The sequence below is a fragment of the Cognatishimia activa genome, from assembly GCF_017798205.1.
GTDB lineage: Bacteria > Pseudomonadota > Alphaproteobacteria > Rhodobacterales > Rhodobacteraceae > Cognatishimia > Cognatishimia activa_A.
Window position 1 is genome coordinate 225,553 of sequence record NZ_CP060010.1, and the last position, 20,587, is coordinate 246,139.

Below are 20,587 nucleotides of genomic sequence, written 5' to 3' on the forward strand. Positions count from 1 at the left end.
CTGGTTGGCAAGGAATGTGTCTATGTCAGGAAAATTGCTGGTTGTGGACCATGTGGCCGCAAATCGGGCGACGATGAAAGTGCGTCTTGCCGGTGCCTTTTACGACGTCCTTCAGGCGCGCGATCTTGATGAGGCGCGACAGCATCTGCACGGGGATCGCCCCGATATGGTGCTGATCGATTCCAAAATGCCCGACGAAGATCCTTTGCGCTTTTGTCGTGCCCTGCGGGCCTCGCCCAAGACGGCGCATTTGCCGGTGCTCTTGCTGAGTGGCAAGGATGATCGCGGCTACCGTATTCGAGCGTTGAAGGCCGGGGCGGATGACGTGCTGGTGCGTCCAGTGGAAAACGGCATTTTGTTGCCGCGCCTGCGCAGTTTGATGCGCCGCAATGAATTCAACGACGATGCGATTTTGCCCAAGGATGCTGTACAGGCATTGGGTCTTGCGGATGCTCAGACCGAGTTTCAGGCGCGTGCCTCGGTGTTGATTGCGACGCAGGACAGTCAAACCGCCCAAACCTGGCAACGCATGCTCAGCGCGAAAGCGCCCTATGAATTCTCGGCCCAGATCCTGGACGACGCCCTGCGCAGCGTGACCCAAGCACCCGCGCCAGATGTCTTTGTGATCATGCCAGACGCAGCGCAACCAGATGTGTCTCTGCGCCTGATTGCAGAAATTCGAGCGCGGTCAGCCACCCGGCACTCGGCTGTTCTGGTGGTGCTCAATGGAGCGACGCGTGATCTGCATGGGGACGCGCTAGATCTTGGTGCGCAGGACGTCATGAAAAACGGCTTTGATGGCGAAGAGATGGCGCTCAGGATCAGCAAACTCATTCAGCACAAACGCCTGTCCGACCGGCTACGCGACAATCTCAAACACGGGCTACAGGCGGCTGTTACCGATTCTCTGACAGGCCTGTTTAACCGCCGCTATGCGATGACCCATCTGGCGCGGATTGCGGAACAGGCGGCCGTCAAGGGCGGGCGATTTGCCCTGATGATGGCGGATTTGGATAGGTTCAAACGTGTGAACGACCAATTTGGCCATACCGCAGGGGACGCAGTTCTGGTCGGCACCGCTCGGCGTCTAAGGGCAGCCTTGCGTCCCGTGGATCTGCTCGCACGCATTGGCGGCGAAGAATTCCTGATCGCCATGCCCGATGTAGGCAGCAAAACCGCCCAAGGTTTCGCAGAACAGATGTGTGAGATCATGCGTGACGCGCCGGTTGACGTGCCAGGCATGAATCTTGGTATCCCGATCACGATGTCCGTCGGCGTGGCCATGGGCGGCAATCACAATCTGGATCGCAGCATTGACGCCTTGATGCAATCGGCTGACCGCGCGCTTTATATGGCGAAATCCAACGGTCGAGACCAAGTCGCAATGGGCTGATCAAGGACGTTTTGGCGGGCCTTTGCGTTTAGACAAAACCTCTTGGATCCGCGCCGCATAGGCCGCGCGTTCTTCGGCGGTCATGTCACTGACATACTCAAGCCAAAGCCCCTGAGCGATTTTGCGACGTTCAAAAGCCGTCTCACTTTGCTGGTCAATCAACGCCTTTACCGCCTCAGGATCAAAAGGCTCGGCCTGAAGCGCTTCCAACATCTGTTGTAGAACCTCACGCGGACGCATTGGTTTTTCACCCAGAGCGCGATGGTGGTCGCGAATATTTTTGCCGATCTCGCGGCGTTCCTGCGAACTAAGCGCCTGCGTGTAGGCACCAAGAATATCCCCTTCACGCGGAGGCCGGTCGCCAGAACGTTTATTGCCGACAGTGGCCCCCACCATCAGCCCCGCAATGATGAAATTCACCGCCAGCGAGCCGATCAGCAGATAGCGCAACCCCGGCCGCATGCCGCTTGGTTTCTTGTCTTGGGTGTCAGGCATGATCACTCTGCCTCCGTGGAAAAGGTAAAGCCTCCGGAGAGGTCCGAGATATAGCTTTCTGTGTCGCCGGTGATGACGGTTTGCAGACCATCAAGCGTCAGGGCTTCGGCCCCGGAAAACCCTATAAAGACACTGGCCATTGTCGCAGCAATCAATCCGCCCGTGCCTTGCCAGCCGCCCAAAGTTTCAAACAGGCTCGCCAGAAACCCGCGCTCAGCCACGGGCGCGGCCATGGCGGCAGGCTGCGGTTGATGCGCCTCAGCCTCGGCCAACATGCGGGCCATGAAGTCATCGCTGACCTGCGCCTCTGGTGCGTCTTTTGCCTCTGCGAACAGATCGTTTAGCAGGGCGTCCATATCGTTTTTCTCAGTCATCCGAATACCCTAGTTCATCTTTGCGTCCTGCCAAGATTTTGGCCAAGGCGCGTTTTCCTCGCGCGGTCAAACTTTCGACCGCTTCGACCCCGATGTCCATAATCTGAGCGATCTCGGGGTTGCTCATGCCTTCGATGTGCCGCAGCACCACCGCCTGTCTTTGCCGATCAGGCAGCTCCATCAGCGCCTCTTGCAGCGCCGCTTGCCGCGACTTTTGCTGCATCGCCTCAGCCGGGCTTTCTGCGTCATCCTCAGGTTCCGGGATCGCATCCAACGCTACCCCGCGACCCTTGCGCAGACGATCCGTGCAGAGGTTTGCCACCACCCGATAAAGCCAGGTTGTGACCTTGGCCTCGCCTTGCCGCCAATCGGTTGCTTGCTTCCAAAGACGGATCAAAGCCTCTTGCGCGACATCTTCTGCCTCGGCACGATCCCCCAGAACACGAAAGGCGTGCCCATAGACCTTAGGCGTCAGCCGCAGGGTCAAGGCACGGGCCGCGGATGCATCTCCGTTGGCATAAAGCACCAACAAAGCGTCATCGCTCACGTCCTGAAATGTGTCTCGCGGCATCTCCATGTCCCGTTTGGCCTAGCCGTTTCGCCCTTGTGAGGCAATCTTAATCCCATGCCCCCTAAGTCGAGCGGGGGGCATGGGCCTGATTAGGATCAGTTGTTTTCAGTCTCGGCGTCGCCGTCACGACCGCCCTTGCGCTTGCCTTTTTTCATAGAGGCAAACTCTTCTTCAGAGATCTGGCCGTCGCCGTTGTCGTCCAGACGGTCAAACATACGCGCGGCACGGTCGCCGTTTGGCTGCATTTCTTCCTGGCTCAGCAGGCCGTCGCCATTGGTGTCACGCTTTTCAATCATCTTTGCGACACGATCAGAAATGTCGCGATCTGCTTTCGCGGCAATTTCTTCGGCGCTCAGAAGTCCGTCACCGTTGGTATCGGTTTCTGCAAAGCGGGCCTGGCCCTGCGCTTGCAATTCCTCGATGGTCACAAAACCATCGCCATTGGCGTCAAGTTGCTCAAAGCTCACCCGTTCGCCACGGTGGCCACCACCTGGCTTGGCGGTTACGGAAGCTGCGGTCAGAGCCAGCGCGATTGCGGTGACACCAGAGATAAGTACTGCACGTTTCATTTTAGGTCTCCATTTTCTCAGTTTGAAACCGGTGTGTTGCCCGTTTTCATAAGGTCAAACGCGGGGGCGGAGCTTTTCCGTCGCGGAATTTGCATTTTTTTGCGAGAAACTTGGTTGCCCTTTGCCAAAGCCCTTAGTTTACTGGGAAAAATTGATGCGATAGGGGCCGAGATGACCGTAGACAAAACAGCAATCCGCGATGCGGCGACGGTCATTGTGGTGCGCGATCCCGAGACAAACCCGCGAATTTTGATGGGACAGCGGGGATCCAAAGCCGCCTTCATGCCCAATAAGTTCGTCTTTCCCGGAGGCGCTGTGGATGCTGAGGACTATGATGTGCCCCTTGCAACGCCGCTTTCAGATCAGTGCTGCGACCGCCTGCTGGATGACATGCGGCCTGAAACGCCAGACTCTGCGGTTCATGCGCTCGCGGTGGCCGCGATCCGCGAGCTTTGGGAAGAAACCGGCCTTATTTTGGGCGGCAAGGGGAATTGGGACATACCCCCAGCCGCGGATTGGACGGATTACGCCGCGACGGGCCATGTGCCTTCCGCGCAGTCTATGCAATTCGTGTTCCGCGCCATCACCCCTCCTGGCCGTCCGCGCCGTTTTGATGCACGGTTCTTCCTGATCAATGCCGATATTTTGTCAGGCGATCTCGACGATTTCTCTCGGGCGAGCGAAGAGCTGTCGCACCTTCAATGGGTCGGACTGAAAGATGCACGCAGCTTTGATCTGCCTTTCATCACCGAGGTCGTTCTGGCCGAGATCGAAGGGCAACTGCCTGACTTGTCCGCCCCTGCGTCTGTGCCATTCTTCAAAAACGACGACGAAGCCGGCTGGTTCAAACGCCTACATGGCCGCGCGCCAAGTGAAGCGGACTTGGGCGGCTAGACCCAGAGCACCAAACCCAGAACGCTTAGGCTGATAAATCCGATCCCGACAAACTCGCGCAGCGTGATCTTTTCTCGGAACACCAGTGTGGTCGCGATGATCGAAAAGATCAGTTCGATCTGCCCAACGGCCTTCACGTAGGCTGCGTTCTGCAAGGTAAAAGCCGTGAACCAGCAATAGGATCCGGCAATGCTGGTCAGGCCCACCAAGCCTGCGGTTTTCCAGACGCTCATAACTCGGCCGATTTCGGCGCGATCTCGCCAGAGCAGATAGATCAGCATGCCAATAAGCTGCATCGAGGTTACAGCCGCCAAAGTAATGAAGGCACGTTCAAAGGGATCAGGGGCTTCGATCATCAGGCTCGCCGCGCGATAGGTCGTTGCAGAAATCCCGAACAGAGCCCCCGCCGACAGACCCAGCAACGTCGCCGGGCTCGTGAGGCTCGCGCGCCAATTCGTGTCTTTGCCGATCGCGCCAGACAGCACAATGACGCCCGCAAAACCGATCACCATCGCGATGACGCCCATGCCTGTCACCGCTTCTCCAAAGAGGATAAGGCCGATTAATGCCGTCTGCAGGACTTCGGTCTTCTTGAACGTCACCCCGACCGCGAAATTGCGGTAGGCAAAGGTTTTAACTGTGCAGATCGTCGCCAAAACCTGCGCTGCACCACCCAAAGCTCCGTAGAGCCAGAACGTCGCCGATGGCATCACGAAGCTGCGGTCATTCACCTGCAAATAAATCGCGGCCAGCGCCACCACCAACGGCGCGGAATAGAGAAACCGCGCCAACGTCGCCCCTGTCGCCGTCAGCTTAGTCTGGCTTAGCTGTTTTTGCAGCATAAAGCGCAGCGTCTGGAAAAACGCAGCGGCGATAGAGAGAAAGATCCAAAGCTCCATGCCGCCTTATGACCATTCTTTAACGTTTTGGCCAGAGGGGGTGCGGCACCGGGTCTTTGGGGGTGAAAAAGTAGCGTTTCAGGATCGTCCAATACGAGCTGTAGTAATAGCCGTCGTTGCGTCCCAGATAGCGGTCGCGATTGTCTTTGAAAGCCACGGGCAGGCGATACCACGGCAGTTTCGGATGCATGTGATGCACCACATGCAGCGAATTATACAGGAAGAGCCATGCAAGCGGGCCGTGGTCTTCGATGATCACCGTACGGCCGCGATATTTTTCATGGGCTTGGTGCTCGAGGAAGGTGCGGATTTTAAGGACGCCATAGGCGATATAGGCGCAGATCAGATAGGCCCAGACGGGCATCGCCGAAACACTGGCGACAAACCAAAAGACCAAGGCGAGACCGGGGATATGCAACAGCCAGCCCGCTAGAACGCGGCGGTTGCCTTTCAGAATTTGCGTCGCGTCGCATTTCATGAACACGATCTGCCCAATCGCGGGCCCCAAAACGATCCGCCCAAAAAGCGTGTTATTGACCGTCAAAAGCGCCTTGCAGATGAAGCTCAGCTGGCTCCAGGCCTCGGGATCCATGTAGTTGCTTTCGGGATCATCATAGGGATCGGTCAGTTTGGAATCCTGATGGTGATCCAGATGCGTGTCTTTGAAGCGCAGATAGGGGATGAACACGCCAAGGACCGGAAACACCGTCGCCTCGCTGAGCAGCTGGCTGCGGAATGGATGCCCGTGCACCACTTCATGCGTCAGCGAGGAATGCAGCACAATCGCGATGGTCGTCACGGCCATGCCCAAAGGCAACCAAACCGAGCTCGCCCAGATCGTGCCTAGCGCAAAACCTGCGTAACAGAGGACCAACAGTAAAAACGTTGGCCACTCGATCAAAGGGCGACATTTACGCATGGCGGCCCCAGCTGACCTGCGCCCAGACCCGCTCGTAGATGACATAGCAGGTCAGACCGATCACTGCATTCACCACCGCCATGGCGCCACCGACTGTCAAGGAACCCGTCGCAACATAGCCCACAAAACACATCATCAAGAGGCCAATCATATTCCAGATGATCGCCTTAACGATTGATCTTGCTCGGGTTTCCATGTGGGGCTCCTTTTGTTTTTGTTGCTATCAAGCCCTAGTCAAAAACTGGCAGGAGGGGCATTCTGAATGTAATTAACATTTTTCACCAAATGTGATATTTCTCACATTATGAGTGATAAAATCGACAAACGCGCCCGATCTGAACGATTCCGTCAACGTCTGGACCAGGCGATGGGCACCAGCGGGATTAACCAAAGCGCCCTTGCGCGGATGACGGGCGTAGACCGCTCGACCATCTCGCAACTGTTGAAAGACAAAGGCGCGCGGCTGCCCAACGCGCAGGTGGTCGGGGAATGCGCCTCAGCCCTCGGGGTCTCTGCGGATTGGCTTTTGTCCCTGACAGACAACCCTGAGCGCGCCGAAGATATCGTCGCAAATGCGCTTACTCTGACTGAGGCCCCACGTGCCTTGGTCGATGAACAGATCTTTGCTTGGCACCAAGAGGCCGCGGGCTACAAAATCCGCCATGTGCCTGCTGGCCTGCCCGACATGCTCAAGACGCGCGAGCTGCTCAGCTGGGAATACTCCCCCCATTTGGGCCGTACGACTGAACAGGCCATCGGCGCCAGCGAAGACCGCCTGAATTGGATGCGCGACAGTTCTTCCGATTATGAAATCGCGTTGCCCATGCATGAAATGGCCAGCTTCGCGCGCGGCGAAGGCTATTACTCGGGCCTCCCGGACGACACGCGCCTCGCCCAGATCGCCCATATGCGTCAGCTAAGCGAACAGCTTTATCCGCGCCTCAGGCTCTATCTCTTTGATGCGCGACAGCTTTACTCGGCACCCGTCACAGTTTTTGGCCCCTTACTCGCGGTGCTCTATCTTGGACGCAATTACCTTGCCTTCCGCGACACAACGCGGGTGCAAGGGTTTACCGAACATTTCGATGCCTTGGTGCGTGAGGCGACTGTCACGGCGCGCAGCTTGCCTGATTACTTGGACAGCCTGACCTAAACCTTAGGGTCCGGGTTTTCAGTGTGCCCATCCACGGCAATCACCTGCCCCGACACCAGCCGCGCCGCATCAGAGCCTAAGAACACGGCCATATTGGCAATATCCTCAGCCGTCACAAAGGACCGCATCGATGTGCCCGCCGCATAGCCCGCATAAACCTCATCCCGTGTCATGCCTTTGATCGCGGCTTCGCGCTCTAACACGCCTTCCATCCGCGGTCCCTCCACGGCCCCCGGGCAGATCGCATTGGCGCGGATGCCCTCGGGGCCCAGTTCCATCGCGACGGTTTTCATGAGGCCAATGATGCCCCACTTCGCCGCAGCATAAGGCGCGCGATTGGGGTAGCCATAGATGCCAGCCGTTGACGACGTATAAACGATAGATCCCCGCCCCGACGCGCGCATCATGGGGCTCGCGTATTTCGTCGCCAAAAACGCGTCTTCAAGGTTTACGGACACACAACGCTGCCACTCCGCAAGGTCGATATCACCAATGGCATTGGTCGGCCCCGCGATGCCAGCGTTGGCACAGAGCACGTCCAGCCCACCCCACTCGGCTTCAATTTCGGCAAACAAAGCGGCCATCGTGGCCTCATCAGACACATCCGCACGGGTCTTGCGCCACGTGTCAGGACAGTCCGCCAATGACGCGCCGACAACATCCGTGATCCACACGTCATACCCGGCCGCGGCAAAGCCCTCGGCCATGGCGCGCCCGATCCCGGACGCGCCTGCTGTTATCAGAACCCGCCGGCTCAGCGCGGTTGCCCCACATAACGGCCAACGCCCTCAGAGGCTGGCAGTTTCGCATGGGCATCTTGCAACGCTGCGAGGTTGTCCATGATCTCTTGGCTCGGCTCGCTTGGGCGACGGGTTTCCAAGGACACATGCAACAAGAAATGCTCGCCGGTCGCCAAGAGGCGGTCGCCTTCATACATCTCATGCCACAGTTGCATCTTCTTGCCTTCGCCCTTCAGAACCCGCGTGCGGATCTCAACGACTTGGCCCAGATGCGCCTCGTCCAAGTAGCGGATATGAGTCTCTCCGGTGAAATAGCTACCACCGGTGGCGATGTACTCTTTGGTGCAACCAATGATCTCCATCAAACGATCGGTCGCCTCGGAAAACGCCGTGCCATAGCAGGCCTCATTCATGTGGCCATTGTAGTCCAGCCAATCCGCTGGCACCGCACGACGCCCAGTCACAACCAACTCATCTAAAGACGCGATATCAGACATTTTGCGCGGCAGATCGCTATTCGCAATCAGACGCTCGTCGTGCTTGTTCAGCACCTCACCCGCACCCCAATTATTGGCTTTCAACGCGCGCATCATACCGACACAGTTGTCGTCGCGAATACGTTCCAGCTCGCGGATCGAGAGGTGACCGGATTGTTCGTCCGACTGATCCGCAATCAGATCGACCAGCTCGTCGGTAAACTCAGGCACATCCATCAGCTTGGTCCATGGCCACTTCAGAGCCGGGCCAAACTGCGCCATGAAGTGCTTCATACCTGCTTCGCCGCCTGCAATCCGATAGGTCTCAAAAAGACCCATCTGCGCCCAGCGAATGCCAAAGGCCATGCGGATCGACTCGTCGATCTCTTCAGTGGTCGCGATACCGTCTTTCACCAGCCACAGCGCCTCGCGCCACACCGCTTCAAGGAAACGGTCCGCAATATGCGCATCAATCTCTTTGCGCACTTTCAGCGGGAACATCCCGACAGAGCTCAGGATTTCTGCAGCGCGCTCCACGGTTTCCGGCGCGTTTTTCTCGGTCGCAACCAGTTCCACCAGCGGCATCAGATAGACCGGGTTAAACGGATGCGTCACCACGATCTGCTCAGGACGGCTCGCGCAGTTCTGCAACTCTGACGGCTTGAACCCAGAGGTCGAAGACCCCAGGATCGCATCCTTCGGCGCATGCTCCTGCAGCGTCTGATAGACCTTCTGCTTCAGCTCAATCCGCTCTGGCACCGACTCTTGAATCCAGGTCGCGCCCTGAACGGCCTCTGACATGGTTTCATGAAAGCTCAGCTTGCCCTCTGGGGGCAAAGCCGTATCCGACAGGCCCGGCAACGAGCGCCGCGCATTGTCCAGAACTTCCCCAATCTTGCGCTCTGCCTCAGGATCCGGGTCAAACACCCGCACATCCCAGCCATTCAGCAAAAACCGTGCGGCCCAGCCGCCGCCAATCACACCACCGCCAACAATCGTTGCAATCTGCGTCACGATGCTCTTCCTTTTTCTCTTGTCAATAATATCCCGGGGGTCTGGGGGCTGGCCCCCAGTCCGCCTCGGAACACAGACTTACTTCGCGACCGGCGCGCGTTTGGTCAGACCCAGCTTCTCGCGCACTTCTTCAGGGCCAATCACCCGCGCACCCATGTTGGACACGATGGTATTCGCGCGCTCAACCAGCTGCCAGTTCTCGGCCAGAACACCTTTGTCGAGCCAGAGGTTGTCCTCAAGACCAACCCGCACGTTGCCGCCCGCCAGAACAGCCGCCGCCGCATAAGCCATCTGATCACGACCCAGCGAGAAAGCCGAGAAGGTCCACTCATCAGGAACCGCATTCACCATCGCCATGAAGGTGTTCAGATCGTTTGGCGCACCCCAAGGCACGCCCATGCAAAGCTGCACCAGAGCATTCGGCTCAAGGATACCTTCGGCCACCAGCTGCTTGGCGAACCACAGATGGCCTGTGTCAAATGCTTCGATTTCCGCCTTCACACCCAGATCGGTCATCATCTGACCCATCGCACGCAGCATGCCGGGCGTGTTGGTCATCACGTAATCGGCTTCGGCAAAGTTCATGGTGCCGCAATCCAGCGTGCAGATCTCTGGCAGACATTCCGCAACATGCGCCACGCGCTCGGTTGCGCCGATCATGTCGGTCGCGGCGGCATTCACCGGGAAAGGGTTTTCCGTGTCGCCAAAAACGATGTCACCGCCCATGCCTGCGGTCAGGTTCAGAACCACATCGGTGTCGCTGTCGCGCACGCGGTCGGTCAGCTCGCGATAGAGAGCCAGATCGCGGCTTGGCGCGCCCGTCTCTGGGTCACGCACGTGGCAATGCACCACCGCCGCACCTGCTTTGGCCGCAGCAATCGCGCTTTCGGCGATCTGCTTGGGCGAACGTGGAACATGCGGGCTGCGATCCTGAGTGCCACCAGAGCCGGTGACAGCGGCTGTGATAAAGACCTCGCGGTTCATGGACAAAGGCATAGCTGATTCCTCTATTTAGCTTTCATCCACTATGCCGCGCCTTGCGCAGAAATACTTTTCTCAATACGAAGTAAAATTGATGAAACCCGCGAGAGATCTCTTTCTTCCTGACCCAAAGCCGCTAGATACGGTGGTTCTGGTTCTGGACCAAAGCAACACGCTGTCCTTTGCGGCCGCGACCGACCCCATGCGCGCCGCCAACCGTAAATCCGGCGCGCCTTTGTTTCGTTGGCGCTTTGCAACAGCCGAGGGTACGGCAGCGCGACTGACAACGGGTCTCACTGTCGAAGGGCCTCCGATTGCCAGCATCGAGACCTGTGATCTGCTGATCGTCGTTGCGGGGTTTAACTTGCTAAACCACGCAACCCCGCGCCTATCCTCAAGCCTCAGGCGGCTGAAAAACCAAGACACCGGCATCATTGCGATTGACGGCGGCCCCTGGCTTTTGGCCAGCGCGGGCCTGCTGAACGGCCACCCGGCCACCACCCATTGGGAAGATCTCGACGAATTCGCGAGCCGCTTTCCCGAGGTCGAAACCCGCCGCGACCGCTATTGCCTCTCGCCGCCTTTTGCCACCTCGGGTGGCGCGTCGCCAGCGATCGACCTCATGCTACATCTGATTGCCAACCGCTGGGGCGGAGACCTCGCCCGCCGCACCGCTGGCGCCTTTCTCTATGATCCGGTTCCAGAAGGGCGCTGGCAAACCCCCAGCTCCCTGCCCCGCGATCCGCGCAGGCCACCCGTGGTGACTCAAGCGCTCGATCTGATGGCACAGACCTTGGCCGATCCGCTGCCGATTCAAGAGGTCGCCGAACAGACAAACCAATCCCCCCGCCGTCTGGAACAGCTCTTTGCCGAGCACGTCGGCCAGCCCCCGCAAAGCTATTACCTGCACCTGCGCCTCACCGAGGCCCACAGGCTTGCAACAGACACACCGATGCCCGTCAGGGACATCGGCTTTGCGACAGGCTTTGCTAGCCTGTCGAGCTTTTCACGTGCGTTTAAGGCGCAGTTTGGCCTATCCGTCAGTCGCCTCAGGCGAGGAAGCCATAATGAGGACGAGCGCCCCTAGGCTGCCTGCGACCAGCGAGGCGATGAGGATCGCGAGTTTGACGCTTTCCAGCTGCTCGCCCGAAAAGGCCGCCGAGCCGATAAAGATCGACATGGTAAAGCCGACACCGGCCAAAAGCCCCGCTCCGACAACCTGTGTCCAGGAGATCTCTGGCGACAGTTTCGCGAGCCCCAAACGCACGCCCAGATAGCAGATCAGGAAAATCCCAAGCGGCTTCCCGATCACGAGCCCTGCCATCACGCCCAGCACCTCTGGCGAGCCCAGCGCAAAGCTCGACCCGATGATCAGAATACCCGTGTTAAAGAAGGCGAACAAAGGCAGGATCAGGAAGTTCGACCAGCCTTCGAGTGCGTGCTGCAGGTGGAAACCTGGCTCGCGCAACCGCTCGACGGCAGACTCAAGCCGCGCCAATGCGCCAGCCCCGATAGCCGTGTTCGCGCGTTCCGCTTCAAAGACCGATGCCGCTTGTTCCGCTACGCCCTCAATGCTGGCCGAACGGCGAGAGGGGATCGCCAGCGCGGTCAGAACACCTGCGAGTGTCGCATGCAGGCCGCTTTCATAGACAAAGTACCAAAGCACCACACCCAACAGCAGATACGGCGTTCGCGAATAGATCCGCGCGCGGTTCAGAACCAACATGATCGCCAGAATGCCAACGCCGAAGAGGAAGGCGTCCATATGGAAGCCATGCCCATAGAAGAGCGCAATAACGAGGATCGCGCCAAGGTCATCTGCAATCGCGAGCGCAGACACAAAGATCTTGAGCGAGGTCGGCACACGGCGGCCCAGCAGAGCCATAATCCCGAGCGTAAAGGCGATATCAGTCGCCATAGGAATACCCCAGCCATGCAGCGTATCTGGGCTGTTCCAGTTGATCGCCGCATAGATCAACGCGGGCATAGCCATGCCTCCGATCGCGCCAAGGATCGGCAGGGCGGCGCGGGACATATCGGAAAGCTCTCCGTCGACCATCTCGCGTTTGATCTCGATCCCGACAATCAGGAAGAACAGCGCCATGAGGCCGTCGTTGATCCAATGCTCCAGTGACAGCGAAAATTTCGCGTCAGCAAAAAACAGGCCCATCTTTGTGTGGCGCAGATGTTCATAGGCTTCGTGGAAACCGACATTCACTACAATCAACGCCGCGATCGTTGCCGCCACCAGAACCATGCCCGCCGAGGCCGCCCAGTGGAAAAAGTCTTCGCTCGCCAAGCGCAACCGCAGACCGAGCGGCTTCTCGATTGCTTCAGTGACAGCGGCCTCATCCCAAGCGCCAACATATTGACGATTATCAATGAATACGAGCGGGCCGCCATGGGCATCCGAGGCAATCGCGCTGTCATGGTCGTCTTGCAGACGCTGCGTGGTCTCATCCGAGAACATATCGTCGCGCAGCTTGTCCTGATCCATATCAAGCGCTTCGGCAATCGCCATCACGACGCCAACCGTATAGCGCGGAGGACGCGAAAACAGCGCGTTGCGCATATCGTCAAACCGGCCCTGTGCCGCCGCCGCGATGGCTGCGCGCGCGGCGATGTCGGACCCGTTCTCATTGCCGACTGCGGGTAGGAACCGATAGGCGAAACTCACGTTTTCAGGCAAGGCCCGCAGCCGCGTGCGCCGCATGATATCGCGGATCCTGCGCATCCGTTCACTGGTGAAATCAATGTACCAGACAATCGAGACCCTGCCGTTCTCTTTGCCTTCGACAATGTCACGAGAGGTGTCGAGCGGGTGCTTTAGATAGCCATTCATGCGTAGGGTTCATCCGTTCTAAGGTCGCGCGCGATACTAGTGATAGTGACGCATTAGACAAGAGGCATCGAAACGTCCAACTAGGTACCCACATCGGCCTGCGCAACCGACACCGACTTAACAATCGCAAAGACCATCTGACCTTTGGCAAGCGCCATAGTTTTGGCAGACCGCTGCGTGACCCGCGCCAAGACATGGGCGTCTCCGCACGCCAGGCGCACCAAAACGCCCGGCCCCTGCCCTGCAAGGATGTCCTCAATGCGGGCTTCCATCACATTCAGCGCAGAGATGCCGTCTGGGCGGGTCAAAGACAACATGACATCGCTGGCTTTGATCCGCAGGCGCACATCATCTCCAACCGAGGCCATTACGCGTGGCAAATGAAGCTTTGTGCCCGCGCCGCTCAGTTCGGTGAGCCCATCCTCGTGATGCGCCGTGACCCGCGCGCGCAGTACCGCTCCGCTTTCGCGCAATCCCAATACGGCGGCGGAGCTTGTGTCAGAGAACACCTCCTCCACGGGCCCCGCCTTCGCCACCTTGCCATCTCTCAGCAAGATCACGTGATTTGCCAAACGCGCGACCTCAGACACCGAGTGGCTCACATAGAGGATCGGGACCTCCGCGTGGTCTCGAAGACGTTCGAGATAGGGCAAAATTTCCTCTTTGCGCGCGGCATCCAGCGCGGCCAGAGGTTCGTCCAATAGCAACACCTCGGGCTTGGCCAGCAACGCCCGCGCCAGGGCGACCCGTTGTTTTTCTCCGCCAGACAAGGCCTGAGGGCGGCGGCCCAGCAAGTGGTCAAGACCTAGCATCGTTACGATCTGCTCTTGATAGCCGTGATCCACAGCTTGCCCGCGCGCCTTGGGTCCGTAGGACAGATTGCGCACCACGCTTAGATGGGGAAACAGCCGTGCCTCTTGGAACACATAGCCGACGTTTCGCTTTTGCGGCGCAAGGTTGATCCCCGCTGTGCGGTCCAGCACTTTGCGACCCGACATCGTGATCTGCCCGTCGTCCGGCGTCAAAAGCCCCGCGACCGACTGGATGATCGAGGTTTTGCCCGCGCCAGAGGGGCCAAACAGCGCAGTCACCCCAGCCGGTGCTTGAAACGCTACATCCAGATCAAAGCCTTGGAAATGATGAGAAATCTGAACCTCGATGCTCATGACTCACCCCTATGCGCAGCCCGACGCGCGAGCAGTTCTGAGGCAACAAGGGCGATGACCGCGATCACGGTCGAGACAATTACCAGCCGAAAGGCTTGGGGCTCCTCTCCGGGGATTTGAAGCATTGCGTAGATGGCCGAGGGCAAAGTCTGGGTCTGGCCGGGGATGTTTGAGACAAATGTGATGGTGGCCCCGAATTCTCCGATGGCTTTGGCGAAGGCCAGCACCGCGCCTGCGATCACGCCCGGCACCATCAAGGGGAGAGTCACGGTGACATAGATACGCCAGCGGCTTGCACCAAGCGTGGCGGCGGCTTCTTCGAGTTTTGGGTCCACGTTTTCCAAGGCCAGCCGGATCGCGCGCACCATCAAGGGAAACCCCATGATCGCCGCCGCAAGCGCCGCGCCTGTCCAGCGGAACGCGAGCAAGAGACCAAAGGTGTCTTCCAAAAACTGTCCGACAGGCGCGCGTCGTCCGAAGGTCACCAACAAAAGATAGCCGGTGACAACAGGCGGCAAGACCAGCGGCAAATGCACCGCGATATTCAAAAGCTCTCGTCCCCAAAAGCGTTTGCGCACCAAAAGATGCGCCACCCAAAGCGCCAATGGCAGGCTAAGAGCCGTCGCCCAGAGGCTGACCCAAATCGACAGTCGCATGGCCGCAAAGCCTTCGGGGCCGAGATAGTCCGCAAGCCAGGTCATGGCGCGATGTCCTGAAACCCATGCGCTCGAAAGATGTCGCGGGCGGCGGGGCTTTGCAGAAGGTCAAGGTAGGCGTTTGCGGCTTCGCCCCTAGTCAATTGAGCGACGCGGTAGATGATTGGGCTATGGTCCTCTTCGTCAAAGCGATGCACCACGTGGACCGCCGGATCAGCAAGCGCGTCTGTTGCGTAGGTCACGGCAAATGGCGCTTCGCCCAGCGCCACAAGGCGGAGGGCGGCGCGGACATTGTCGGTCTGAATGATGCGGTCCTGAAGTACGTCCCAAAGACGTAGGCTGCTCAGGGCTTCTTTGGCGTATATGCCGGCGGGGACCGCCCGCGTGTGACCCACCGCAAGAAACCCATCGCCAAGAGTTTCGGGTAACGCCGTGATGTCAAAGTCTGGATCTGCCTCAGATGCAATCACCACGAGCTCATTGCGCAGGATATCCTGTGCGGTGAAGGTCTCTTTTACCGCTTGGTCGTCCAGCCACGTCGCCCAGAGTTGGTTGGCCGAGAAGAACACATCCGCAGGTGCTCCCTGAGCAATTTGACGCGCGAGTGCTGCGCTGCTGGCGTAGGAGGCCGTCACTTTGATCGGTGCGCTTGCGTGAATTTCATCCAAGACACCCCGCAGGCTCGCTGCCGCAAAGACCGTGATCTCGGCCAGCGCCACTGTCGGTACAAGGAAGAATATACAGGATAGAAAGCGCAGCATTTTGGTGTCCGAAGTTCGAAAGGACTATGGGCGAGCTCTGCGCCAGTGGCAAGCGTTCAGGGGGCCAGCCCCCGTCGCCCTGAAGGGCGCCTCCCCCGGAGTATTTTGGGCAAGATGAAACTAGCTCGCGGCGGCGAGAATGCCCTCAACGTCAAGATGTTCCTCGATGTGATCCGCGAGAGAGTCCAGAGTGGTTTCGACGGTTTGGTCGTAGCTGGTGTCTGATGCCTTGGCGCCAAGGCTTGCAAGAAACGCGGCGCGGAACGCATCGTCGCGGAACATGCCGTGCAGGTAACTGCCTTGGATTTTGCCGCTTTCGCTGGTTGCGCCTTCGGGACGGTTGTTGATCGAGGCAAAGGCGCGGGCACGATCGGGGCCGTCGGTGCGCCCGATGTGGATTTCGTAGCCCGTGAAATCGATGCCGGAGCTTGCGTGTTTGGCGTTCACTTCGGTCAGGCTCTTGTTTGGGGTCATCAGGGTCTCCACATCAAGGAACCCGAGGCCTTTGGTGTCGCCAGCAGGGCCTTCGATGCCTTCAGGGTCTGAGATCTTGGTGCCAAGCATCTGATATCCGCCGCAAATCCCGAGGACATGGCCACCACGCCGCACATGCGCTTGCAGGTCGATATCCCAACCTTGGGCGCGCAGGAAAGCGAGGTCTCCGATGGTGGATTTGCTGCCGGGGATGATGACGAGTATCGCGTCTGCCGGGATCGGCTGGCCTGCGCGCAGCATGGTGAGGCGAACGCCGGGTTCTTGGGCGAGAGGATCCAGATCGTCGAAATTCGCGATGCGAGAGAGGCCGAGGCAGACGATATGGATGTCGCCTTGGGAGTCGGATCCTTTGAGGTCGAGCGCGTCTTCGGCAGGGAGTTTCCAGGCGTCATAGAAATAAGGAAGCACGCCGAAGCCGGGCCATTTGGTCGTATCTTGGATCAGGTCGTAGCCATCATCAAACAGGCTGGGGTCGCCGCGGAACTTGTTGATCATGAAGCCTTTGACGAGGCTTGCGTCTTCGGGCGAGATCACCGCTTGGGTGCCGACGATCTGCGCTATGACGCCACCGCGGTCGATGTCTCCGGCGAGGATCACGGGCGTATTTGACGCCTGCGCAAAGCCCATATTGGCAATGTCACCTGCTCGTAAATTGACTTCGGCGGGGCTGCCTGCGCCTTCGACGATGACGAGATCGTGCTTCGATTTCAAATGGTTGAAACTCTCGAGCACGGAGACCATCAGTTGCGGTTTCAGCTTGGCATAATCGCGTGCTTTGGCTGTGGTCAGCCGTTTGCCCTGCACCACCACCTGAGCGCCAACGTCGGTTTCCGGCTTTAGCAGGACCGGGTTCATGTGGACCGTCGTGGGCAATTTGCACGCCAAGGCTTGCAAAGCCTGCGCCCGGCCGATTTCGCCGCCATCAGACGTGACGGCCGCATTGTTGGACATGTTCTGCGGCTTGAACGGCGCCACCGAAAGTCCGCGTCGCAAGGCCGCGCGACAGAGACCTGCCACCAGCATCGACTTGCCGACATTGCTGCCGGTGCCCTGAATCATGATGGCTTTGCTCATGGGCTACCCTTGTTTTGGCAGAAAGGCTTCGACCGCAGCGGTGGCGATGACGTTCACGGTGCCGTTGTCGGGGTTGGTCACGTCCATGCCGCCAAAGACAGCTTTTACTGTCGCTTTGCCGCGTGGCAGCACCTCGGCCAGGGCCGCGCAATCCACCTGTTCGGGTTTTTGCACACCGATCGTCACGGAAACGCGCATCTCTTCACTGGGGATGCCGAGCGTGCCGAACATCGGAATGCAGGAATGGCGGATCGCGTCTTCAATCGCGCGTTCTGCTGCCTTGGTATAGTCCTGACGGAAGAGGTTATTGCCCATGCCCATTTCCAGGATAAATCGTTGATCGCTCATGGCTTTACCTCCACATCCATCGCCACAGAGATCGCAACATTGGCGATAACGGTGGGATTGCCTTCGGGGCGCGGTACGTCAAGGCCACCTTTGACGGGGGTCACGGTGACCTGTCCGTAGGGGAAGATCGCGGCGATCTTGGCTTTGTCGATCTGCTCGGGCTGGGCGACCGCGACCTCGACGGTGATCTGCATCTCGGATTTGTCTTTGCCGAAGAGCTCCGCGAGGTTGATCGAATTGTGCCACAGCGCATCTTTGACGGCGCGGGTGGCGGCCTCGGTATAGTCCTGACGGCGCAGAGAGCTACCCATGCCGAATTCGGTGAGGAGACGTTTGAGGGGCATTAAAACTCAACCCCCTTCTGCGCCTTGATCCCGTCGCGGAACGGATGTTTCACTAAGGTCATTTCCGTCACCAGATCAGCCGCCTCTATCAACTCTGGCTTCGCGTTCCGCCCTGTCAGGCAAACATGCGTCATCATTGGTTTCTCGTTCAGCAGAAACTCCACGACCTCATCAATATTCAGATAGTCATTACGCAGCGCGATATTGATCTCGTCCAGCAACACAAAGCGATTGTTCTCATCCCGAATGAGCTGTTTCGCCAGCTCCCAGCCCGCTTCGGCCTTGGCGATATCGCGGTCGCGGTCCTGGGTCTCCCATGTGAACCCTTCACCCGAAACATAGAACTTACATTCATCCTTGAAATGCGTCTCAAGAAAGTCGCGTTCCCCCGTGGCCCAGGCGCCTTTGATGAACTGCACAACGGCTGTCTGCATGCCATGAGAGATACAGCGCATGATCATGCCGAATCCGCTGGAAGACTTGCCCTTACCCGGCCCCGTATGCACCATGATAAGACCTTTTTCTTCGGTCTTATTCTCCATCAAACGGTCCCGCGCGGCCTTGATTTTCTTCATTTTCTCTGTGTGACGTGCAGAGATGTCGGCATCTGTACTCATGGGGTCGTCCTCATAACTTGACTCGGGGGGCGGATAGGCGCATTCCCGTCCTGTTGGTTCCTGTATTTAGTGCAGGTGAAAAGGGAATGCGACATGGATTGCGACGCAATCCAAACCGCAGCCGCCCCCGCGACCGTGAGCGGAGAGGGTTTGGCAAGCCACTGGCGCAAGCTGGGAAGGGCCAAATCCGCCAAGGGAAACCTTGGGATCCGTAAGCCGGGAGACCTGCCAGCACCTGTGACTTTAACCGGACGGGGTGTTCCGGTGTCGGGACTTCGCATGATGCCCGCCCTACTCGCCCTTGTCCCTCCTGAAAGGAGAGACATGATGACTATGGAACCAGTCGAGGTTCTAGTGTGTTCGACCTGCCGTGCGGGCATGCCGACGGATATGGAAGGCCCGCGTCCGGGCGCACAACTGGCTGAGGCTTTGTTGGCCAAAGAGTGGCCTGCACATGTGACCGTAAAAACCACCGAATGCCTGTCCAATTGTGACAGCGGCTGTTCCGTCGCCGTGCGCGGCGGTGCGGATCGTTGGACCTATGTCTATGGCAATTTCACCGGCGCCGAGGATGCGGATCTCGCCCATGAGGGGCTTGTGAAATACGCAAGCACCGAGGACGGCCTTGTCCCCTGGCGCGAACGCCCCATTCACTTTCGTAAAAACTGTATCGCGCGGATCCCACCGCTGCGCCTGCCGGAGTAAGGCTTATGAGCACGCTTGAGAAACTTCCTGTCACTGTGATCACCGGCTTTCTGGGATCGGGCAAGACAACGCTGGTCAGCAAGCTGATGCAGAACCCGCAGGGCAAACGTCTGGCGGTTGTTGTGAATGAATTTGGCGATGTGGGCGTTGATGGCGACATTCTGAAATCCTGCGCCATCCCTGATTGCCCTGCCGAAAACATTATGGAGCTGGCGAACGGCTGTATCTGCTGCACCGTGGCCGATGATTTCATCCCCACAATCGAAGCGCTGATGGCGCTAGAACCCCGCCCCGATCACATCCTGATCGAGACTTCGGGTCTGGCGCTGCCGAAACCTCTGCTGAAGGCCTTTGACTGGCCCGATATCCGCTCCAAAATCACTGTGGATGGCGTGATTGCTCTGGCCGATGCAGAGGCGGTTGCGGATGGGCGTTTTGCGTCGAATGTTGCCGCCGTCGACGCCCAGCGCGAGGCGGATGAAGGTTTGGATCACGAAACTCCGCTGGCCGAAGTCTTTGGCGATCAGATTTCCTGTGCGGACATCATTTTGCTGACCAAACCTGATCTTGCAGGCGAAGACGGTGTCGCCAAGGCGAAGGCTTTGATCGAAGAAAACTCTCCGCGTCCGTTGCCGGTTGTGGAAGTGGCGGAAGGCATGGTCGATCCCCGCGTGATCCTTGGGCTGAATGCGGCAGCCGAGGACGATCTGGACAGCCGTCCAAGCCACCATGAGGATCATCACCATCATCATGACCACGATGACGATGACGATCATGATCACGACCACCATCACCACCATGACCACAGCCATGATGATTTCGACAGCATCGTCGTCGACATCCCCGAACAGATCGACGCCGCAACCTTCGCCGCCAAGGTCGAAGCCATGGCGAAAGAGCAAAACATCCTGCGCGTCAAAGGCTATGCGGCCGTCGAGGGCAAACCCATGCGCCTTCTGGTGCAAGCGGTCGGAGCGCGGGTGCGTCACCAGTTCGACCGCCCTTGGAAACCAGATGAGGCGCGCCAAGGCAAAATGGTCGTCATCGCGGAACATGACAACGTGAACCGCGCAGCCATCGAGGCGGCTTTCGCAAGCTAAC

At 58.6% G+C, this 20,587-nt stretch carries 24 protein-coding genes and 1 riboswitch; of the genes, 6 read left to right on the top strand and 18 right to left on the bottom strand.

Annotation, left to right across the window (positions count from 1 at the left end; genetic code table 11):
• Positions 1-22 precede the first annotated feature (22 nt).
• Positions 23-1,393 carry a diguanylate cyclase domain-containing protein gene (locus tag HZ995_RS01075; RefSeq protein WP_209356857.1) on the top strand — a complete coding sequence of 457 codons (1,371 nt, stop codon included), beginning with the start codon at positions 23-25 and terminating at the stop codon, positions 1,391-1,393.
• Here the strand turns inward: HZ995_RS01075 and HZ995_RS01080 are convergent, their stop codons facing one another.
• The 4 genes from HZ995_RS01080 to HZ995_RS01095 all read right to left on the bottom strand — a co-directional run bounded on the left by HZ995_RS01080 (position 1,394) and on the right by HZ995_RS01095 (position 3,402).
• Positions 1,394-1,888 (bottom strand): periplasmic heavy metal sensor, encoded by a 495-nt coding sequence (locus tag HZ995_RS01080; RefSeq protein WP_209356858.1) that lies wholly within the window; start codon positions 1,886-1,888, stop codon positions 1,394-1,396. It abuts the gene before it with no gap.
• Between the two features lie 2 nt (positions 1,889-1,890).
• Positions 1,891-2,262: a hypothetical protein gene (locus HZ995_RS01085; protein ID WP_209356859.1), complete on the bottom strand. Its 372-nt coding sequence runs from the start codon at positions 2,260-2,262 to the stop codon at positions 1,891-1,893.
• Positions 2,255-2,839 carry an RNA polymerase sigma factor gene (locus tag HZ995_RS01090; protein WP_209356860.1) on the bottom strand — a complete coding sequence of 195 codons (585 nt, stop codon included), beginning with the start codon at positions 2,837-2,839 and terminating at the stop codon, positions 2,255-2,257. The genes HZ995_RS01085 and HZ995_RS01090 overlap by 8 nt, the downstream gene beginning before the upstream one ends.
• An 89-nt stretch (positions 2,840-2,928) precedes the next feature.
• A complete protein-coding gene (locus tag HZ995_RS01095) occupies positions 2,929-3,402 on the bottom strand; it encodes an EF-hand domain-containing protein (RefSeq protein WP_209356861.1) in 474 nt (157 codons plus the stop codon).
• Positions 3,403-3,573: 171 nt separating this feature from the next.
• On the opposite strand from HZ995_RS01095, the gene HZ995_RS01100 reads away from it, so the two are divergent.
• A complete protein-coding gene (locus HZ995_RS01100) occupies positions 3,574-4,296 on the top strand; it encodes an NUDIX hydrolase (RefSeq protein ID WP_209356862.1) in 723 nt (240 codons plus the stop codon).
• Here the strand turns inward: HZ995_RS01100 and HZ995_RS01105 are convergent.
• The 3 genes from HZ995_RS01105 to HZ995_RS01115 are packed head-to-tail and all read right to left on the bottom strand — an operon-like array spanning position 4,293 to position 6,310.
• Entirely contained in the window at positions 4,293-5,195 is a 903-nt protein-coding gene (locus HZ995_RS01105; protein WP_209356863.1) for a DMT family transporter, read from the bottom strand. The genes HZ995_RS01100 and HZ995_RS01105 overlap by 4 nt on opposite strands.
• A 19-nt stretch (positions 5,196-5,214) precedes the next feature.
• A complete protein-coding gene (locus HZ995_RS01110; protein WP_209356864.1) occupies positions 5,215-6,114 on the bottom strand; it encodes a fatty acid desaturase in 900 nt (299 codons plus the stop codon).
• A complete protein-coding gene (locus tag HZ995_RS01115) occupies positions 6,107-6,310 on the bottom strand; it encodes a DUF2061 domain-containing protein (RefSeq protein ID WP_209356865.1) in 204 nt (67 codons plus the stop codon). Before HZ995_RS01115 ends, HZ995_RS01110 begins: the two co-directional genes overlap by 8 nt.
• Before the next feature lie 108 nt (positions 6,311-6,418).
• Here HZ995_RS01115 and HZ995_RS01120 point away from each other — a divergent pair, with 108 nt between their 5' ends.
• Entirely contained in the window at positions 6,419-7,267 is an 849-nt protein-coding gene (locus tag HZ995_RS01120) for a helix-turn-helix domain-containing protein (protein WP_209356866.1), read from the top strand.
• On the opposite strand, the gene HZ995_RS01125 is transcribed toward HZ995_RS01120, so the two are convergent.
• From HZ995_RS01125 to HZ995_RS01135, 3 genes are all read right to left on the bottom strand, one after another.
• A complete protein-coding gene (locus tag HZ995_RS01125; RefSeq protein WP_245168700.1) occupies positions 7,264-7,974 on the bottom strand; it encodes an SDR family oxidoreductase in 711 nt (236 codons plus the stop codon). The genes HZ995_RS01120 and HZ995_RS01125 overlap by 4 nt on opposite strands.
• Positions 7,975-8,021: 47 nt before the next feature.
• On the bottom strand, positions 8,022-9,497 hold the full coding sequence (locus tag HZ995_RS01130) for a carnitine 3-dehydrogenase (protein WP_209356867.1): 1,476 nt from the start codon (positions 9,495-9,497) through the stop codon (positions 8,022-8,024).
• Positions 9,498-9,575: 78 nt separating this feature from the next.
• Positions 9,576-10,493, bottom strand: coding sequence for a 3-keto-5-aminohexanoate cleavage protein (locus tag HZ995_RS01135; RefSeq protein ID WP_209356868.1), 918 nt, complete (start codon positions 10,491-10,493; stop codon positions 9,576-9,578).
• 79 nt (positions 10,494-10,572) lie between these two features.
• On the opposite strand from HZ995_RS01135, the gene HZ995_RS01140 reads away from it, so the two are divergent.
• Positions 10,573-11,565 carry a GlxA family transcriptional regulator gene (locus tag HZ995_RS01140; protein ID WP_245168701.1) on the top strand — a complete coding sequence of 331 codons (993 nt, stop codon included), beginning with the start codon at positions 10,573-10,575 and terminating at the stop codon, positions 11,563-11,565.
• Here HZ995_RS01140 and nhaA read toward each other — a convergent pair.
• The 8 genes from nhaA to cobO all read right to left on the bottom strand — a co-directional run bounded on the left by nhaA (position 11,512) and on the right by cobO (position 18,781).
• Complete coding sequence (gene nhaA / locus HZ995_RS01145; RefSeq protein WP_209356870.1) at positions 11,512-13,320, bottom strand: Na+/H+ antiporter NhaA; 1,809 nt, start codon at positions 13,318-13,320, stop codon at positions 11,512-11,514. The two genes, HZ995_RS01140 and nhaA, sit on opposite strands and share 54 nt — an antisense overlap.
• 80 nt (positions 13,321-13,400) lie before the next feature.
• Entirely contained in the window at positions 13,401-14,486 is a 1,086-nt protein-coding gene (gene modC, locus HZ995_RS01150; RefSeq protein ID WP_209356871.1) for a molybdenum ABC transporter ATP-binding protein, read from the bottom strand.
• Complete coding sequence (gene modB / locus HZ995_RS01155) at positions 14,483-15,187, bottom strand: molybdate ABC transporter permease subunit (RefSeq protein ID WP_209356872.1); 705 nt, start codon at positions 15,185-15,187, stop codon at positions 14,483-14,485. The genes modC and modB overlap by 4 nt, the downstream gene beginning before the upstream one ends.
• Positions 15,184-15,903, bottom strand: coding sequence for a molybdate ABC transporter substrate-binding protein (modA, locus tag HZ995_RS01160; protein WP_209356873.1), 720 nt, complete (start codon positions 15,901-15,903; stop codon positions 15,184-15,186). The genes modB and modA overlap by 4 nt, the downstream gene beginning before the upstream one ends.
• 120 nt (positions 15,904-16,023) lie before the next feature.
• A complete protein-coding gene (locus HZ995_RS01165; protein WP_209356874.1) occupies positions 16,024-17,472 on the bottom strand; it encodes a cobyric acid synthase in 1,449 nt (482 codons plus the stop codon).
• A gap of 3 nt (positions 17,473-17,475) precedes the next feature.
• Positions 17,476-17,820: a Lin0512 family protein gene (locus HZ995_RS01170; RefSeq protein ID WP_209356875.1), complete on the bottom strand. Its 345-nt coding sequence runs from the start codon at positions 17,818-17,820 to the stop codon at positions 17,476-17,478.
• Positions 17,817-18,164: a Lin0512 family protein gene (locus HZ995_RS01175; RefSeq protein WP_209356876.1), complete on the bottom strand. Its 348-nt coding sequence runs from the start codon at positions 18,162-18,164 to the stop codon at positions 17,817-17,819. Before HZ995_RS01175 ends, HZ995_RS01170 begins: the two co-directional genes overlap by 4 nt.
• Entirely contained in the window at positions 18,164-18,781 is a 618-nt protein-coding gene (gene cobO, locus HZ995_RS01180; RefSeq protein ID WP_209356877.1) for a cob(I)yrinic acid a,c-diamide adenosyltransferase, read from the bottom strand. Before cobO ends, HZ995_RS01175 begins: the two co-directional genes overlap by 1 nt.
• A 37-nt stretch (positions 18,782-18,818) precedes the next feature.
• Positions 18,819-19,028: riboswitch (cobalamin riboswitch) on the top strand.
• Between the two features lie 80 nt (positions 19,029-19,108).
• Here cobO and HZ995_RS01185 point away from each other — a divergent pair.
• Positions 19,109-19,486 (top strand): DUF1636 family protein, encoded by a 378-nt coding sequence (locus HZ995_RS01185; protein WP_209356878.1) that lies wholly within the window; start codon positions 19,109-19,111, stop codon positions 19,484-19,486.
• A 5-nt stretch (positions 19,487-19,491) separates the two neighbouring features.
• Complete coding sequence (gene cobW / locus HZ995_RS01190) at positions 19,492-20,586, top strand: cobalamin biosynthesis protein CobW (protein ID WP_209356879.1); 1,095 nt, start codon at positions 19,492-19,494, stop codon at positions 20,584-20,586.
• The last annotated feature ends 1 nt before the right edge of the window (position 20,587 follow it).

Coding starts and splice junctions, on each gene's coding strand:
- modC (WP_209356871.1), bottom strand. CDS start 14,486: ATGAGCATCGAGGTTCAGATTTCTCATCATTTCCAAGGCTTTGATCTG.
- HZ995_RS01165 (WP_209356874.1), bottom strand. CDS start 17,472: ATGAGCAAAGCCATCATGATTCAGGGCACCGGCAGCAATGTCGGCAAG.
- modB (WP_209356872.1), bottom strand. CDS start 15,187: ATGACCTGGCTTGCGGACTATCTCGGCCCCGAAGGCTTTGCGGCCATG.
- HZ995_RS01085 (WP_209356859.1), bottom strand. CDS start 2,262: ATGACTGAGAAAAACGATATGGACGCCCTGCTAAACGATCTGTTCGCA.
- HZ995_RS01080 (WP_209356858.1), bottom strand. CDS start 1,888: ATGCCTGACACCCAAGACAAGAAACCAAGCGGCATGCGGCCGGGGTTG.
- HZ995_RS01095 (WP_209356861.1), bottom strand. CDS start 3,402: ATGAAACGTGCAGTACTTATCTCTGGTGTCACCGCAATCGCGCTGGCT.
- HZ995_RS01175 (WP_209356876.1), bottom strand. CDS start 18,164: ATGCCCCTCAAACGTCTCCTCACCGAATTCGGCATGGGTAGCTCTCTG.
- HZ995_RS01100 (WP_209356862.1), top strand. CDS start 3,574: ATGACCGTAGACAAAACAGCAATCCGCGATGCGGCGACGGTCATTGTG.
- cobW (WP_209356879.1), top strand. CDS start 19,492: ATGAGCACGCTTGAGAAACTTCCTGTCACTGTGATCACCGGCTTTCTG.
- HZ995_RS01115 (WP_209356865.1), bottom strand. CDS start 6,310: ATGGAAACCCGAGCAAGATCAATCGTTAAGGCGATCATCTGGAATATG.
- HZ995_RS01105 (WP_209356863.1), bottom strand. CDS start 5,195: ATGGAGCTTTGGATCTTTCTCTCTATCGCCGCTGCGTTTTTCCAGACG.
- HZ995_RS01075 (WP_209356857.1), top strand. CDS start 23: ATGTCAGGAAAATTGCTGGTTGTGGACCATGTGGCCGCAAATCGGGCG.
- HZ995_RS01170 (WP_209356875.1), bottom strand. CDS start 17,820: ATGAGCGATCAACGATTTATCCTGGAAATGGGCATGGGCAATAACCTC.
- HZ995_RS01120 (WP_209356866.1), top strand. CDS start 6,419: ATGAGTGATAAAATCGACAAACGCGCCCGATCTGAACGATTCCGTCAA.
- HZ995_RS01110 (WP_209356864.1), bottom strand. CDS start 6,114: ATGCGTAAATGTCGCCCTTTGATCGAGTGGCCAACGTTTTTACTGTTG.
- HZ995_RS01090 (WP_209356860.1), bottom strand. CDS start 2,839: ATGGAGATGCCGCGAGACACATTTCAGGACGTGAGCGATGACGCTTTG.
- HZ995_RS01140 (WP_245168701.1), top strand. CDS start 10,573: ATGAAACCCGCGAGAGATCTCTTTCTTCCTGACCCAAAGCCGCTAGAT.
- modA (WP_209356873.1), bottom strand. CDS start 15,903: ATGCTGCGCTTTCTATCCTGTATATTCTTCCTTGTACCGACAGTGGCG.
- HZ995_RS01125 (WP_245168700.1), bottom strand. CDS start 7,974: ATGGCCGAGGGCTTTGCCGCGGCCGGGTATGACGTGTGGATCACGGAT.
- nhaA (WP_209356870.1), bottom strand. CDS start 13,320: ATGAATGGCTATCTAAAGCACCCGCTCGACACCTCTCGTGACATTGTC.
- HZ995_RS01135 (WP_209356868.1), bottom strand. CDS start 10,493: ATGCCTTTGTCCATGAACCGCGAGGTCTTTATCACAGCCGCTGTCACC.
- cobO (WP_209356877.1), bottom strand. CDS start 18,781: ATGAGTACAGATGCCGACATCTCTGCACGTCACACAGAGAAAATGAAG.
- HZ995_RS01185 (WP_209356878.1), top strand. CDS start 19,109: ATGACTATGGAACCAGTCGAGGTTCTAGTGTGTTCGACCTGCCGTGCG.